Below are 15184 nucleotides of genomic sequence, written 5' to 3'. Positions count from 1 at the left end.
AGTTAGGTTAAAATTTAAAATCCATCACTACAAAGCCCAACTCATCCTCCACATTGACATAGGACCAGAGCTTGCCGTCTTTGAAGAAAGGGCTTTTAATCTTCAAGTCTTTTACTTTTAGCTTTGCCTCTCCCAAAACATTGAAGTTTTGATCATATGCGAAAAGGTAGTATTCGAATCGCATAGGGTCTTGATAGGTCTCTCCTCGAAAGGTTCGTTCTCCTAGACGGAAATAAATTTGACGACTTTCATCCCAAAGTATTTCCTGAAAATTAACGTTTGAGAAAATTTCATTTTGAATATTACGCACCTCCTCTGGGCTAGACACGTTTTGAGGAATCTCTATTTTTATCTCATTGGGGACAGTCTGATGCTGTATATCCACAAACTCCAATTTCTCTGTTTCTATATTCAATCGATAAAAACCGCTCATAGCAGCAGAAGAAATTATGATGGCTTTGGGTAATCTGCTGAGAAAACTTCTAACAGAATAATAAGCGATTATACTACCCTTGTCTTCCTCAAAAGTAAAGGTGCCCGTATATTTTTCCACAATTTTCATTTTTGGAAGCGGTAGGCTTTTTGCGGATTTTGAATCTGGATTTATGATCAAAAGCAAATGGTCTCCAGCGTCGGGAAACCCAGGGTGAGAGTATATTTTTCTCTTCTCGAAATTGAAGCTGCTTCTAAAAAATAAGGATTGAAAGCTCTGGGAAAGAGCGGAATCTATTCCACTGGGGGAAAAACGTAAGTTTTCCTGTTTTATACCACTCTGATCAAAAATTCCTACGGTGGAATTACTTGTCAAATAAACCTTACCTCGAGGACCTACCTCCAAGCCTGATAGGTAATCCCCTACACCATTGGGACCTTCAGCCTCAAAATCAGTCTTTTTTATAAGCTGTAACTGATTGAGGTTTACTTCCACGAGTTTAAACGGTTTGTATTCAAAAAAATAAATCCTAGATAAATCCTGAGATAATCCATATGGAAAAACCCCACTGCCAAGGTTAAGAAAATCCTCTCCTGAATCTACAATGACCGTGTCTATGGAAAAACTTAAGTTTTCGAAAATATTGTCAGGTAGGGTTTCCAGCTTTTGATTACAGGAGAAAAACCATGCAAAGCCAACAATCAGAAAAATATTTTTCATCTTCCTTATAGTTAAAAATCAAAAGTGAACACCGCAAACCCCAACTCATCATCCACATTGACATAGGACCAGAGCTTGCCGTCTTTGAAGAATCCGGAAAGCGGCAATTCAGAAAACCCTTCAAGCTTCTTTTCCCCTTTGAGGGTAAGATTTCGATCATAGGCAAATAGGAAGTATTCGAAATTCTTGGGTGAGTCGATATTGGCTAGTGGAAGACCTTTACTAGCAAAGCGATAGTAGCGCTGTGTCTGCTCATCCCAGTAAAAGTCCCAATAGTCAATCTGTGTATGAAGCTTATTTAATTCAGCTTGGAATTCTTTATCACTAAATACCTCTTTTTTTATTTCAACATTTTTTCCCAAAGGAGCTAATTCATGCGGAAACGCTTTAAAAAACAGGCTGTCAAGATTTGGGTCATATACATATATGGAATTGCCAACCGTTGATGAAATGAGCACTAGATCATTTAGCTGCTGGAGAAATACCATTTCTCCTTTTCCTCCTCCTCCGTCTGCACTACCTTTCAGTTCTACAAAAAAATTAAAGGTCTTTTCTAGCTCAGGAATTTTTAAAATTCTACCTGTCTCACCCATAGATTCCAGCACTGCAAAATATAATTCCCTGCTCTTGAAACTGCGCGGTAAGGAGTAGAGCTTTTTCCTTTTGAAATCAATGATTTGTTGATTGGAAATACTAAACGATTCAAGGCGGGTTCCTTCAACCATTTCCTCAGAATTAATTTCAATTTGGGCAAGTTTCCTTCCTTCTTTAGAAAAAAACCAACTGTTTCCGAATAAATCCTTTACATAAAACTGCTTATTTGGAAGCCATTTGAACGTGTAAACAAATCGTCCTATTCCATCTGGACCTTCCTGCTCAAAAGGAAAATTGTTGACTAATTTTAAAGATTTCAGATCGATTTCATGAAGTATGAGCCTATGCCGATCAAAGAAATACAGAGAATCATTATTTTGAGATAGGGAGAAATAGTTCTGCTTTCCAAAAATTGATAAGTCTTTCAAATTAAAAAGCTCCTTACCAGAATCTACAATGATGGTATCTACCTGAAAAGTTAAATTTTCCAATACATTAGAAGGTTGGTTTGATTGCGTCTCATTCTCAGAGGTAAGTTTTTTTCCGCAGGCTGCAAAAATTGAAATTGTGAGAAATAAGAACAGCTTTTTCATCCTTTTAAAAATCAAAATCCATCACCGCAAAGCCCAGTTCATCATTTACATTGACATAGGACCAGAGCTTGCCGTCTTTGAAGAATTTGAATCCAAAAATATTATCCGGAAAAATTGCCTCGTGCTGTTGATTGAGGTCCTTATCGTATATTGTTACTACCGCTTTAAATACTGAAGAATCACCAATTTTCCGGTCTAACTCCCTTGAAAATCTCCAAAATTTTTCATTAAAGTCATCGTAGTAAAACCTGCTAAAAGTAACCTTCTCGTTTTCCTTTTGAAATGCAGCTCTCATTTCTTCCACACTTTCAAATGATGTAATTTCTGGGACTTTTTTAAAGTCTGAAGTCAGGCTAGAATGAAAAATTTTACGGGAAACGGAATCTGTTATTTGATCTAAAATATACACTTCATTAAAGTTGGGAGAGGAAATCAAAACTCTATCACCCGCCTGGTCTATATAAGTAGATTCGATTGTTCGAGTTTGTAATTGTCCATCTTGGTAGAAGCTTCTCACATAGGGTTGAATTCGGCTATATATTTCTAAGGGGATGGTCTTGAGTTGCAGATTTTGCAAGTTCAAAACAGCTAATCCTTTTTTTGCCAATTCTTCGTCATCTGGCCCGTATTCGACGTAGCCCTTTTTGCCATCGTCAGAAAGAGTCAAGTTGAAGCCTAGAGACTCATCCACAGCCAAGTTTTCAAAATTCTCCTTTCGAAACTTAATGGCCTTCATTGTTTCTAGTGAAGAATCGAATACCCGAACATCTGAGAAGGTCAGAAAGTGAAATTTCCCATCCTGCGAGATATGCAGAGACCTTGGATTACCAATTCCCGTTGGCCCTTCTTTTTCTAACTGGATTCGATTGGAAAGTTTGAGGGATTCTAAGTCAATCACTTCCAGTTGGAAATTGGTAGGATTTAAATTGTAGAGCAGTTTTTTATCCGAAGAAATAGCCGCGACATTTAGACCATACTTGAGAAAAATAAAATCCTCGCCGGAATCAACCATTACCGTATCCACAGTGTAGGCAAATTGGAATTCTTTTTCTTCGGTGTTATTTCCCTTTTGACTACAGGAAAAGGAAAAAATAGCGATCACTAGTAAACTTAAATATCTCATTTGTTAAAACTTAAAATCCATCACCGCAAAGCCCAATTCATCCTCTACATTGACAAAAGACCAGAGCTTGCCGTCTTTGAAAAAATACCCTCTTATGAAATCTGTAAGCCCATTGAGTTTGCTTTCACCAACCAACTCGTAGTCTTTATTATAGGCTAATAAATAATAGGTGTATTCATTAGGATCATTTCGAGTCTCACCCATTTTGACCTGCGAGGCTAGTCTGAAAAAAAGATTCTTTTTAGAGTCCCACATCAATTTTTGATAAATGATCTGTGAATTGATTTTTGCCATTTCCTGCCTAAATGCTTTTTCTGTTGTCAGGTTTTGCGTGACTTCTCCACTAAGTCGATTGGGAATCATTTGATGTGTGACTTTTATCAAGCGCAGACTGTCTGCGTCCGGGTCATATTCATAAAAATCTCCCATGGCTGAAGTGGATATCAAGAGTTTGTTTTGATGATTGAAGAGATAAACGGGTTGACCTGAAGACATATAGTTTCCGTTTTCATTTGCCAAAAGAGTGTATTTCCGAACTATTTCCATTTCTGGAAGAGCTACTGTTCTGGCAGTTTGATTTTTTACATCAATGATTACCAATTCAGGATTATTAATTTCTTCACCTGTTGGCCAAGAGTAAAAAAGGTTTCTTTTAAAATCGTAAATGGAATTTCCATATAAGGCAAAAAAGTTTTCGGCAAGCTGGGAGTCTATTCCCTTTGGAGTCACTTTGAGATTTTTTTGCTTCTTTCCCGATTTGTCATAAATGCCGATTTGAGGAACACCCAAAACATAAACTTCCTCATTGGGACCTATTGACACTTGGGCCACAAAGTTGCCGACTCCATCAGGTCCTTCGGTTTCGAATTCAGTTTTTTGGGTTAATGTCATCGCTTCCAAATCCACCTCGACCAAAGCAGGTGGACTGTTTTCAAAAAAGAAAAAACCATTGTCGGTCAAGTCGAAGGTTCGGATTCCAAAGCCAAGGTTTAAAAGTTCATCTCCCGAGTCCACCAATATTGTATCAACTGTGAAGGTGAGATTTTCAAGGATATTGCTTTGCTCAATTTTTTCGCTGGATTTCTCCTGACAAGAAAAAATAATGGAGGCAAAAAGAAGGAATAAAAGCTGTTTTTTCATGAGTAGATCACAGATTGTTAATTTTTATATCCCTTTCGGATGGATTTCGTCGCCCATTATTTTTGGGAACAGAAACAAAATCAAACACCGCAAAACCCAACTCATCATTCATATTGACATAGGACCAGAGCTTGCCGTCTTTGAAGAAGGCACTTAAAGGAACTCGATCTAATTCCGGGATTTCAGTTTCTCCGATCAGTTTAAGATTTTTATCAAAGGCGAATAAAAATACCTGAGCCTTGAGGGGAGCCTCTTTATCTTCCCGGGCTTGATAGATTCTTCCAAAACGATAGTATCTCTCAGATTTGTCATCATAAATCAGCTTTTCAAATCCAATCTGAGTTCTGGCTTTTTCCATCTCTGACTGGAATTCTTCTTGTGAAGACACCGTATTACTGATTGGCCTTTCTTTTTGATTGGGCACGATGGAAAAGCTATATTCCAAAAGTTGAAGGGAATCTAATTCTGGATAGAAGCGATAGATTTTGTTGGTAGGTCCGGCTGTTAAAAAATAGTGATTGTCAATTTTTTGGAGGTCAATATCTTCCATATAAATCGACATGGCATCGTTGGATTGGAGCACGATCCGATATTGCCCAGCAATCTCCAAGGCCGGTAAATCAAATAATTTTCCCGTTTTAAAATCCCTGTCTATTTTTATCAGCTTTCTAGTTCCTTCCAAAAAATCCCCCGGCAACGCATACATTTCACTCTTATCGCTTGAGAGCGTAAGGTGGTTGGTTAGGGAATATTTAAATTCTTCTTTGATCCCCTCAATCTCCAATTCCTCCGCCTTGGGAGTCAAATCCATAATTTTTTCTCCCTGGGCATTAAATAGGCCGGAGGTCCGGAAGCTTCCAAAGAAAAACTCCTCGCCCGGATACACATCAAATGACGAAAGATATTCTCCGATCCCATTTGGACCCTCCTTTTCAAACTGGAGAATGGACTCCAATTTCAATTCGTCCAGATTGACTTTGTTGACCAAAGTGCTGGTATTGTCAGAGACGTAGAGGTACTTTTTATTCTCTGAAAGAGCAGACCTTCTGATTCCCTGAGACAGATTGATGATCTCCTCTCCCGGATCGATGATCACAGTATCCACAGAAAAGGAAAAGTCAGCTAGAATATTGGTTGAGTCGTTATCGGCAGATTCTTTCTCACCACTACAGGAAAAAGCGAAAACGGCAAAAAGTGCGAGGACAAAAGTCTTTCCTAATTTGTACATATCAATAGGTTAATGTCATTCTCACAAATCCAGGATCTTCATCTACTGGTCGATAACTGTAGAGCTTGCCCTCAAAGAAAAAGGCTCGTCCAAAGGGATAGGGCAAATCAACTATTTGTTCACCTAGTAATTGCAATTCCTCATCATAGGCAAATAAATAGACATCTTTCTTTTTTGGCTCGCCGGTTTCCAGTTTCCCATTGCTCTTTGATGCAAATCGGAAATACAGCTTTCTACCTGGATCCCAATATAATCCTGAAAATGTCGGCTGCTGATTGATTTCATCGCCTACTTCTCTTACTCTTTCCTGAGAGTCTACTTTTGAGGGAAAAGAGCCTGTCTTTTTTGCTGGAACTAGCTGATGATTGAAAGTTTTAAGTATCAAAGAATCCGTGGCAAAGTCATATAGATATAAGTCGGAAGTACTGCCGGAATATATGACAAGCTGATTGTTAACCTTTTGAATGGATATGAAATCTCCATAAGTAGTGCTTGAGTTTTCACTGCGGAATGACACTTGAAAATTTTTCGTGATTTCCAAAGCATGGAGAGGGATGAGTTCTCCAGTTTTTTGTTCCAAATTCATTTTGGCTATAAATGAACTGAAAAGTTCAGAAGGTTTATTAGGAGTAGAAAAGGCCAGTTTCTTATCTGGGCTGATAGTGAGATTGAAATAAAGTGCATTCAAATCCTCGTCCAAGCCTTGGAATTCCCCAGGCTGTATCTCCATTGTCTGGATTTTTTCTGCTTGCGCATTATAGATTCCCTGAATTCCATAGTGTGCCAACATGAATTCATTCTTTGGTAGGACATCGAAGTAATTGATAAAATTGGGAGCGCGGTTTGGCCCATCTTTTTCAAAGTAAATTCTGCGGACCAATTGGAGCTTTTGAAGGTTTATTTCATGCACCTCAGGTTCTTGGTTTAAGGCAAAGTAGACCGTTTGACCATCTTCACTTAGCCCAAACTGATAATACATCCCAGGATTGAAAATTTCCTCACCCACATCAACTACCACCGTATCTAGATTGATCTGGAGGTCTGCAAGGATATTATCGGATTTTTGGGACCCTTCTTCGGTATTTTCTCCGCAAGAAAAGAGTAGGATCAGGAAAATGACTAATGGAAATCTATTCATGGATTAGAAATTAAATTGAAATCTGACAAAGCCGGCCTCATCTCCCAAAGGCCAGTAGCTATAAAAAGCTCCTTTATAGAAATAGCCATGGTAAGGGGTTACCGTTAGTTCGGGTAAAAAAGCCTCACCGATTAAGTTGAACTCCTCATCATAGGCAAACAGGTAGCAGTCTGACTTTCGCTCATTTCCATCGGGAGAGACTCTGTAATTTTTGGTGCCAAATCGGAAATAAAGTTTTCTGATTTCATCCCAATAGAAATTATCAAAAGAAATCTGCTGCCGAATTTGATTCGCTACCTCCATCTGTTTTTCTCTGGAATCTACCTCATTGGGAAATGAACCGCTTTTTTGGTTTTCTACCAGTTGATGCTCAAAGGAGATCAATTCCAAAGAATCTTTCTTGTAGTCATATCTGTAGACTTGAGCTGTTGAGTTGCAGGTAACCAGCAGTTGCTGATTAATCAATTGTAATCCTACCATGTCGCCATAAAATGAGGCTCCATTTCCCTGGCGGAAAATCACTTGAAAACCTGTGACTAAATCAAAGGCTGGAAGTTTCAAAACCTTACCTTTCTCATTCACCATGTCAAATACCGCAAGGCCCAAGATGGGCTTTCCAAACTCTGCTGGTAAAGAGAAAAAGAAATTTTGTTCTGGGCTGGATTTCAAATAATTAGTGACCATAAAAGGACTCTCAGATTGGAAATCAATCATTTTTTGAAAATCCTGTTCAAATGATTTTAATTTTTTGCCTTCCAGATCAAAAACACTTGGAATCACCCCATCATAAATCATCAGTTGATCTTCAGGAAGGGCTTGAAATGAGGAAATCCACCCTTTGATGCCGTCAGGACCCTCACGCTGAAAGGGATGCCTCGCGAGCAACTTCATTTCTTTCAGCGAAATCTCAAATACCTCAAAGTCTGGTTCGTAGAAAGCGAAGACACGCTCACCGTCTAGGCTTAGGTCTTCGGAATATATTCCATCGGGAGCAAAAATTTCCTCCCCGGAATCGACAGTCAGGCTATCAATTTTGAGCTCCAATTTTTCCAAAATATTGGGAGTCTCTTTTTCGGAACTGTTCTGGCTGCATGAAAAAAAGCTCAGCAGCAAGAGCGCGGTAAAAATTTGTTTCATATAAAAATAATTAAAGATTTAAAACTAATCTTTATTTGCTAAAAACCTAGTGCACAAACGGAAAAAGCGTTGAAAAAAATATCTAATTGGCTACAATCATCACAGTGAGGATAAATCCTTTATTCAAAAAAGAAGGAAGACCGAAGACAGAAGACGGAAGGATCAAATTTCTGGTCCTTTAGGTTGAACCAGAGCCTTGCTTTCTATTAAAAAGGCTGATATACATAATATTAAAATAAACAAAAACCTCAATTCAGATACCAGATAGAAATATTGAGAAGAGTGGCGAAGCAAACCCAGAGAAAATAGGGAATCATTAACCTGGATGCCCAATGAGATATTTTCTTAAACTGGAGAATGCAAATAAAGACCAATACTCCCAAAGGTATGATGACCAACAAGCCTAATGCAGGAGACTCTGCTCCAAAAAATGCCGGGGACCAAATCGCGTTTAAAGCAAGCTGAATAAAATAAAGGCTCAATAAAAACCTCTTTTGAGGGTGATTGCTTTTCCAGATCAAATAGCAAACCCAACCCATCATCAGATACAAAGTCGTCCAAACGGGACCGAACAACCAAGGTGGAGGATTGAAAAAAGGCTTTTCCAAGGTTCCGTACCAGCTATCCACGCTACTGATGGTAAAATAAGCCCCGGTCAGCCCAGCGGCTTGAGGCAAAATGATGCTGATGATGAGTTTGAGCCAGTTGGGCATTTTTAAATGATTTCCAAAAGGGTTCGGAATGCCAGTGCTTTATCTTGGTAGCGTTCTTGCGTTTTGGCTCTCAAGGCAGGAGCATGCTTGGTTTCGTATTCCTGCATTTTGGCAAGGCTCTCGGTAAAATATTGCACTGCATAATTGGTGCTGCCATCATCCGCTCTTTGGATCAATCTCAATAATTTATGTTCAGTGAAAATACCAGTGGCCATTACTTCCGGAATATGGGTGTTTTTTAGCCATTGAATAAAGTCTTCTTCTATCTCGGGAGCAACATTGATGGTGACGTTGTATAGTATCATTTCGTAGTTTTGTAGGGATTTTCCTTTTTTTAATAACAAATTTGGAACATCAAAGTTAGGAATCCCAAACTTAAAACCTCAATTCTGCTCACCCAAGCACCGCTCATGCATAAAGTAGTCACTGAAAATAGCTCCGGGACCAATATAAAAGTAATCATTGCCATAGCGGTAATCATCATCCTTCACGGTGTTGGTTTGGTGGGGCTCAGCTTGCCTGAGTATAGAGATTGGTTTTTGAGTATGACTCCAGCTCAGCTTTTGACTTCTTTGGTGATCATTCTTCTATTTCACAGGGGCTGGTCTGATTCTTTTCCGATTTTTGCCACAGCTGTATTTTGGATAGGTTTTGGGGCAGAATTGATAGGAATTCACACTGGCTATTTATTTGGAGACTATGTATACGGTCCGACCTTGGGTCCTAAGCTTTGGGAGGTTCCTATTATAATAGGTGTCAATTGGTTTATTCTAGCATATCTCACCGGAGTTGCATTCCAGAAAATTCCCAATGATTATTACGCTGCATTTTTAGGCGCCACAGCGATGACCGCGATAGACTATATTTTAGAGCCGGTGGCAGTTTCATTGGATTTTTGGTACTGGAAATTTGACATCATTCCTGTAGGCAATTATTTGGGATGGTTTTTTATAGCCTACCTGATCCACCTGATTTTTAGAAAAGCAAAGTTTGAAAAGCAGAATCCTATTGCACTGCCTTTGCTTTTGACATTAATTTTATTCTTTACCATACTCAATTTTACCGTTGTGGAATGATTTATGACATGAATCATAAAATATTATTCCATAAAGCTGAAACAAAAGGTCAAATTGCAGCTTATAACAAAACAGTCACTTAATTAGTTGTTTTCGTGATGATTAAAGCTATAGGATTTATCGCACTGGGATTTATCGTAATGGAATTTTCCGGTTGGTTGATTCACAAGTACCTGATGCATGGTCCTCTTTGGATGATACATAAGACCCATCATCAGCCCTCTAAGTCTTTCTTTGAGTTGAACGATTTGTTTTCGTTGCTCTTTGGAAGTATTGCAGTAGTATTGATTTTCCTGGGATTGGAAAATCTTGATTATCGGTTTTGGATGGGAATCGGAATCAGTTTGTACGGAGTACTCTATTTCTTTTTGCATGATGTTTTGGTTCATCGCAGACTGAAATGGTTTGACCGACCCAAAAATGCTTTCCTAAAAGGAATCTTCAAGGCGCATAAAGCGCATCATAAAACCAATCAAAAGGAAGATGCTGTTTCCTTTGGATTGTTCGTAGTACCCAGAGAATATTTTAAACAGGAAGAAAAGTGAGCACTTATTCGATCAAAGATCTAGAGCAACTTTCAGGTATCAAAGCCCATACATTACGTATTTGGGAGCAGCGTTACAATTTGCTGAGCCCGAAAAGGACCGATACCAATATCCGTTATTATGATGATGCGGACCTGAAACTGATTTTGAATGTCGCTTTGTTGAATGACAATGGCTTCAAGATCAGTAAGATTGCATCTATGGAAGAAGGAGAAATTCGAACTGAAGTGATGAAACTGACGGAAAGATCTCTAACCCATGACGATCAAATCCACACATTAACTATCTGTATGATAGAAATGGATGAGGAGCGATTCGATAAGATTCTTTCTTCCAATATCCTTAAACTGGGCTTTGAGCAAACCATGCTCAACATCATCTATCCATTTATGTCTAAGATTGGAGTGCTATGGCAAACCGGAGCGATCAATCCCGCGCAGGAGCATTTCATTTCCAATCTGGTCAGACAGAAACTCATTGTAGCCATAGACGGTCAAGTGATTAATGGTGGAGGAAAGAAATTTTTACTCTTCCTACCAGAAGGAGAACTTCATGAAATCTCCTTGCTTTTCGCAGCTTACCTCATCAAAAGCATGGGACATAAGGTTATATACTTAGGACAAAGTACCCCTAATGATGATCTCCTTTCAGTTTATAAATTGCATAGACCTGATTATCTTTTAACTGTAATTACTACATCTCCGAGCTCAGAGTATGCACAAGACTATGTGGATGCTTTGTCAGAGCGTTTTCAGGAAGCAAAAATCTTGATCACAGGGTATCAAGTAATCGGTCAGGATTTAAAACTCCCAGCCAATGTGCAGCAACTTAATTACATCAGGGACATCAAAGTTATGCTGGAAGAGCTCGCAGAAGTGACTCAAGAGAAATAGTCTAAAGAATTTAACAATAAATTAAACAAAAGGCATTCTACCAAGAATGCCTTTTTTTGTCCATTTATATCCAAATTCGGCCACAAATCCCAAGAAAGAGCGGTCAGGAAATATTTTGTTTAATCTAACTGAAAAAAAATTCAACAAAAGCTTTGTATTTTGTTTAAGTATTCCTAAGTTTGATTAAACAAAAAGACAAAGCTACCATGACAACTCTAGAATTCAGTTACTCACTACACAAGCTTTCCAGCACACTGAAACCATTTGCACTGAAGTTAACCAGGGACATGGATGATGCAAATGATTTGTTACAAGACACTATGGTAAAGGCATTTACCAATAGAGATAAGTTTACAGAAGGTACCAACCTGAAAGCATGGTTGTATACCATTATGAAAAACACCTTCATTACCAACTATCAGCGAATGGTCAGAAGAGGCACATTCGTAGACACCACAGACAATCTTCATTACATCAATTCCAGCGATTCTCAGATTGAGAATGGCGTGTATGGAAACTTTGCGATGGAAGATATTTACACCGCAATCGACAAACTGGACGACGTATACAAGACTCCTTTTATGATGCACTACAGAGGATTCAAGTATCATGAAATTGCGGATAAGTTGCAGATTCCAATTGGAACTGTAAAGAATAGAATACATATTGCCAGAAAGCTGTTGAAAGATGATCTAGCAGTTTATAAGAATAAAAATTGATCCTATGAGTAAAAAGCATGTGGTGGTAATCGGTTCTGGCTTTGCAGGACTATCAGTAGCCACCCATCTGGCAGGAGAGAGTTGTTCAGTTACCCTTTTAGAAAAAAACGAAACCCCAGGAGGTCGAGCGAGAAAGTTTGAGCACCAGGGGTTTGTTTTTGATATGGGTCCCAGTTGGTATTGGATGCCGGATGTATTCGAGGATTATTTTGCCCGATTTGGGAAAAAGCCATCCGACTATTATGACCTGATTCGTTTGGATCCTTCTTATGCTGTCATTTATGGAGAGAAGGAAGTTCTGGATATTCCTGCCAATATGGATGAATTCAAAGCAATGTTGGATAGAATCGAACCAGGCGCAGGCAAGCAACTGGATTTATTTTTAGAGCAAGCAAAATACAAATACGAAGTAGGCATTCACGATTTGGTCAAAAGGCCAAGCAGGTCCTTATTGGAATTTGCCTCTCCGGGATTGCTAGTGGATATGGTGAAAATGGATATTTTCCAATCCATGTCTAAGCATGTTCGCAAGTTTTTTAAATCCGAACAGATTATTCGTTTGATGGAATTTCCTGTTCTCTTTTTAGGAGAAACAGCTAAAAATATTCCTGCTCTTTATTCCCTTATGAACTATGCAGATATCGCTTTGGGTACTTGGTATCCCAAAAAGGGAATGCATGAGATTATTCGAGGGATGGTTTCCCTGGCTGAAGAAAAAGGCGTTGAAATCCGTTATGGATCCGAAGTAGAAGAAATTGAGGTGGAAAAAGGCTTGGCAAAACGCGTTCGTCTAATTTCTGGAGAAAAAATTGAAGCGGATATTGTGATTGCCGGTGCAGATTATCATCACGTGGATAAGCATTTGCTCAATCCTAATTACAGCAATTATTCTGAGGAATACTGGGACAAAAGAGTTATGGCCCCTTCCAGTTTGTTATTTTACTTGGGAATTGATAAAAAACTGAAGAATCTGCGTCATCACAACCTGTTTTTCGATGAACCACTTGGTCCTCATGCAGACGCGATTTACAAAAATCCACGATGGCCGGAAAAGCCGCTTTTCTATGCTTCCGTCCCATCTATCACAGATCCTACAGTAGCTCCTAAAGGAAAAGAAAATATGTTTTTATTAATTCCTTTGGCGCCTGATTTGGAGGATTCTGAGGAAATGAGAGAAAAATATTACCACATCATCATGGACCGTCTGGAGAAAATCACGGGTCAGGATGTGCGCCCGCATGTGACTTATAAAAGATCTTATGCCCATTCGGATTTCAAGTCGGACTATCATGCCTTCAAAGGCAATGCTTATGGCTTAGCTAATACGCTTTTGCAAACTGCAATTTTGAAACCTTCTTTGAAAAACAAAAAAGTAAAGAATCTATATTATACTGGTCAGCTTACTGTGCCTGGACCGGGTGTTCCGCCATCCCTGATTTCTGGGCAGGTAGTGGCAAAAGAAGTGATCAAAGAAAACAATCTGTAAATAAATAGGTATATTATAGCAATGGATGCTAAAGCACTTTTTGACCAAACCACACTGGAATGTAGTCGACTGATCACTCAACGATACAGTACCAGCTTCACGCTGGGGATCAAAACTTTGGACAAAAAGTTTCATCTTCCTATTTATGCCATCTATGGTTTTGTTCGCTATGCCGATGAAATTGTGGATACTTTTCATGATCAGGATAAGGCGACTTTATTGGAGAGGTTTAAAAAAGATACCTATGAAGCCATTGATGCAAAAATCTCCCTCAATCCGGTTTTGCATGCATTTCAACTCATAGTTAATCAATATAAAATTGACCTGGACTTGATTGAGGCCTTCCTTCATAGCATGGAAATGGACTTGGATTTCAAAAAATATAATGATTCCAAATACAATGAATACATCTATGGCTCGGCAGAAGTTGTAGGCCTGATGTGTTTGAAAGTTTTCTGTGAGGGTAATCAGGAAATGTATGACCGACTGAAAGAGCCAGCATGTAAGCTGGGAGCCGCTTTCCAAAAGGTTAATTTCCTTCGGGATATCAAAAGTGATTTTGAAGAAAGAGGCAGGGTTTATTTTCCGGGTGTTGATTACAAGCTTTTCAATAGAGATATAAAAACTCAGATAGAGGAAGATATTCAGAAAGATTTTGATGACTCTCTAATTGGGATTGAACAATTGCCGGATGGTGCAAAATTAGGGGTGAAAGTGGCGTATCTCTATTACCAAAAGTTATTTGATAAAATCAAAGGTTTGCCTGCCGAAACTATTACACAGCAGAGAATCCGAATCCCTAATTCCAAGAAGATTTCTTTATTGGTAGGGACCTATTTTGGCACCAAACTGGGCATTAGTTAATGGAGCATTATTTGTATCTGGCGATCAATCTTTTTACCATTTCCTTTCCTTTGGTAAGGTCTTTTGAGCCTAAAATCAGGTACGCAACTAAATGGTACGCCCTTTTCCCAGCGATATTTTTCACTGGAGCGTTCTTTTTGATATGGGATCACTGGTTTACCGTAATGGGAGTATGGGAATTTAACCCCGATTATTTGGTAGGGATTTACTTCTTTCAATTGCCTTTGGAAGAGTGGCTGTTTTTCTTGACAGTTCCTTTTGCCTGTATATTTATCTATGAGGTACTGATTTATTTTTTCCCGAAGGATATTTTCCTGCCATTTGGAAAGCCTTTTGTCTATATCATGGTCCCATTTTTATTGGGTTTTGCAGTTTGGCACTTGGACAAATGGTACACTTCGGTCAATTTTTTCGTAGGAGCAATCGCTTTATTGGTTCATTTTCTAGTCTTTAATGATAAATATTTAGGGCGCTTCTTATTTGCCTATTTTGTTCATCTGATACCGTTTTTCCTGTGTAATGGAGTTCTGACCGGTGGATTGACAGAGGAGCCGGTGGTGATTTATAACAATGCCGAAAATTTAGGGATCCGAATTTGGACAGTTCCAATTGAGGATAGTATCTACTCGATGACGCTCTTGTTGATGAATGTGAGTATATTCGAAAGTATCAGAAGCCGAAAAACAATTCATTCCCTGAAAAGTTTATAGGCTATGAGTTCAGGCAGGTCAAAATTAATAAGTCTTAAGACGATAAATTTTCTGAAAAAACAGCTCGAGGAC

General features: G+C 38.8%; 16 protein-coding genes. 7 read left to right on the top strand and 9 right to left on the bottom strand.

What is annotated here, in order from left to right:
- Positions 1-7 precede the first annotated feature (7 nt).
- The 9 genes from GYM62_RS17195 to GYM62_RS17155 form a co-directional block, all read right to left on the bottom strand.
- A complete protein-coding gene (locus GYM62_RS17195; protein ID WP_219957326.1) occupies positions 8-1153 on the bottom strand; it encodes a DUF4221 family protein in 1146 nt (381 codons plus the stop codon).
- Between the two features lie 11 nt (positions 1154-1164).
- The gene (locus GYM62_RS17190; protein WP_219957325.1) at positions 1165-2340 is read right to left on the bottom strand and encodes a DUF4221 family protein; all 1176 of its coding nucleotides are present in this window, start codon (positions 2338-2340) and stop codon (positions 1165-1167) included.
- Positions 2341-2344: 4 nt separating this feature from the next.
- On the bottom strand, positions 2345-3463 hold the full coding sequence (locus tag GYM62_RS17185) for a DUF4221 family protein (RefSeq protein WP_219957324.1): 1119 nt from the start codon (positions 3461-3463) through the stop codon (positions 2345-2347).
- A 3-nt stretch (positions 3464-3466) separates the two neighbouring features.
- Positions 3467-4603 (bottom strand): DUF4221 family protein, encoded by a 1137-nt coding sequence (locus GYM62_RS17180; protein ID WP_219957323.1) that lies wholly within the window; start codon positions 4601-4603, stop codon positions 3467-3469.
- Positions 4604-4610: 7 nt separating this feature from the next.
- Positions 4611-5831, bottom strand: a complete 1221-nt coding sequence (locus GYM62_RS17175) for a DUF4221 family protein (RefSeq protein WP_219957322.1) — start codon at positions 5829-5831, stop codon at positions 4611-4613.
- A 1-nt stretch (position 5832) separates the two neighbouring features.
- Positions 5833-6969, bottom strand: coding sequence for a DUF4221 family protein (locus GYM62_RS17170; protein WP_219957321.1), 1137 nt, complete (start codon positions 6967-6969; stop codon positions 5833-5835).
- A 3-nt stretch (positions 6970-6972) separates the two neighbouring features.
- Positions 6973-8106: a DUF4221 family protein gene (locus GYM62_RS17165; RefSeq protein WP_219957320.1), complete on the bottom strand. Its 1134-nt coding sequence runs from the start codon at positions 8104-8106 to the stop codon at positions 6973-6975.
- A 248-nt stretch (positions 8107-8354) separates the two neighbouring features.
- Positions 8355-8819: a TspO/MBR family protein gene (locus GYM62_RS17160; protein ID WP_219957319.1), complete on the bottom strand. Its 465-nt coding sequence runs from the start codon at positions 8817-8819 to the stop codon at positions 8355-8357.
- 2 nt (positions 8820-8821) lie between these two features.
- Complete coding sequence (locus tag GYM62_RS17155) at positions 8822-9124, bottom strand: DUF4286 family protein (protein ID WP_219957318.1); 303 nt, start codon at positions 9122-9124, stop codon at positions 8822-8824.
- A gap of 105 nt (positions 9125-9229) precedes the next feature.
- On the opposite strand from GYM62_RS17155, the gene GYM62_RS17150 reads away from it, so the two are divergent.
- The 7 genes from GYM62_RS17150 to GYM62_RS17120 all read left to right on the top strand — a co-directional run bounded on the left by GYM62_RS17150 (position 9230) and on the right by GYM62_RS17120 (position 15112).
- Positions 9230-9895 (top strand): carotenoid biosynthesis protein, encoded by a 666-nt coding sequence (locus GYM62_RS17150; RefSeq protein ID WP_219957317.1) that lies wholly within the window; start codon positions 9230-9232, stop codon positions 9893-9895.
- A gap of 98 nt (positions 9896-9993) precedes the next feature.
- Positions 9994-10440 carry a sterol desaturase family protein gene (locus GYM62_RS17145; protein WP_219957316.1) on the top strand — a complete coding sequence of 149 codons (447 nt, stop codon included), beginning with the start codon at positions 9994-9996 and terminating at the stop codon, positions 10438-10440.
- Positions 10437-11333, top strand: a complete 897-nt coding sequence (locus GYM62_RS17140) for a MerR family transcriptional regulator (RefSeq protein WP_219957315.1) — start codon at positions 10437-10439, stop codon at positions 11331-11333. Before GYM62_RS17145 ends, GYM62_RS17140 begins: the two co-directional genes overlap by 4 nt.
- A gap of 206 nt (positions 11334-11539) precedes the next feature.
- Positions 11540-12052 (top strand): RNA polymerase sigma factor, encoded by a 513-nt coding sequence (locus GYM62_RS17135; protein ID WP_091653757.1) that lies wholly within the window; start codon positions 11540-11542, stop codon positions 12050-12052.
- 4 nt (positions 12053-12056) lie between these two features.
- Entirely contained in the window at positions 12057-13538 is a 1482-nt protein-coding gene (locus tag GYM62_RS17130; protein ID WP_219957314.1) for an NAD(P)/FAD-dependent oxidoreductase, read from the top strand.
- A gap of 21 nt (positions 13539-13559) precedes the next feature.
- Positions 13560-14402, top strand: a complete 843-nt coding sequence (locus tag GYM62_RS17125) for a phytoene/squalene synthase family protein (RefSeq protein WP_219957313.1) — start codon at positions 13560-13562, stop codon at positions 14400-14402.
- Positions 14402-15112, top strand: a complete 711-nt coding sequence (locus GYM62_RS17120) for a lycopene cyclase domain-containing protein (protein WP_219957312.1) — start codon at positions 14402-14404, stop codon at positions 15110-15112. Before GYM62_RS17125 ends, GYM62_RS17120 begins: the two co-directional genes overlap by 1 nt.
- Positions 15113-15184: the final 72 nt, after the last annotated feature.

Source organism: Algoriphagus sp. NBT04N3, from assembly GCF_019443765.1.
Classification (GTDB): Bacteria; Bacteroidota; Bacteroidia; order Cytophagales; family Cyclobacteriaceae; genus Algoriphagus; species Algoriphagus ornithinivorans.
The sequence above is the reverse complement of the archived record's forward strand: the minus strand, read 5'-3'. Positions and strand labels throughout refer to the sequence as shown.

Bases quoted from the DNA above. Each gene is read 5' to 3' on its own strand.
- GYM62_RS17195 (WP_219957326.1), bottom strand. From the start codon at position 1,153: ATGAAAAATATTTTTCTGATTGTTGGCTTTGCATGGTTTTTCTCCTGT.
- GYM62_RS17190 (WP_219957325.1), bottom strand. From the start codon at position 2,340: ATGAAAAAGCTGTTCTTATTTCTCACAATTTCAATTTTTGCAGCCTGC.
- GYM62_RS17185 (WP_219957324.1), bottom strand. From the start codon at position 3,463: ATGAGATATTTAAGTTTACTAGTGATCGCTATTTTTTCCTTTTCCTGT.
- GYM62_RS17180 (WP_219957323.1), bottom strand. From the start codon at position 4,603: ATGAAAAAACAGCTTTTATTCCTTCTTTTTGCCTCCATTATTTTTTCT.
- GYM62_RS17175 (WP_219957322.1), bottom strand. From the start codon at position 5,831: ATGTACAAATTAGGAAAGACTTTTGTCCTCGCACTTTTTGCCGTTTTC.
- GYM62_RS17170 (WP_219957321.1), bottom strand. From the start codon at position 6,969: ATGAATAGATTTCCATTAGTCATTTTCCTGATCCTACTCTTTTCTTGC.
- GYM62_RS17165 (WP_219957320.1), bottom strand. From the start codon at position 8,106: ATGAAACAAATTTTTACCGCGCTCTTGCTGCTGAGCTTTTTTTCATGC.
- GYM62_RS17160 (WP_219957319.1), bottom strand. From the start codon at position 8,819: ATGCCCAACTGGCTCAAACTCATCATCAGCATCATTTTGCCTCAAGCC.
- GYM62_RS17155 (WP_219957318.1), bottom strand. From the start codon at position 9,124: ATGATACTATACAACGTCACCATCAATGTTGCTCCCGAGATAGAAGAA.
- GYM62_RS17150 (WP_219957317.1), top strand. From the start codon at position 9,230: ATGCATAAAGTAGTCACTGAAAATAGCTCCGGGACCAATATAAAAGTA.
- GYM62_RS17145 (WP_219957316.1), top strand. From the start codon at position 9,994: ATGATTAAAGCTATAGGATTTATCGCACTGGGATTTATCGTAATGGAA.
- GYM62_RS17135 (WP_091653757.1), top strand. From the start codon at position 11,540: ATGACAACTCTAGAATTCAGTTACTCACTACACAAGCTTTCCAGCACA.
- GYM62_RS17130 (WP_219957314.1), top strand. From the start codon at position 12,057: ATGAGTAAAAAGCATGTGGTGGTAATCGGTTCTGGCTTTGCAGGACTA.
- GYM62_RS17125 (WP_219957313.1), top strand. From the start codon at position 13,560: ATGGATGCTAAAGCACTTTTTGACCAAACCACACTGGAATGTAGTCGA.
- GYM62_RS17120 (WP_219957312.1), top strand. From the start codon at position 14,402: ATGGAGCATTATTTGTATCTGGCGATCAATCTTTTTACCATTTCCTTT.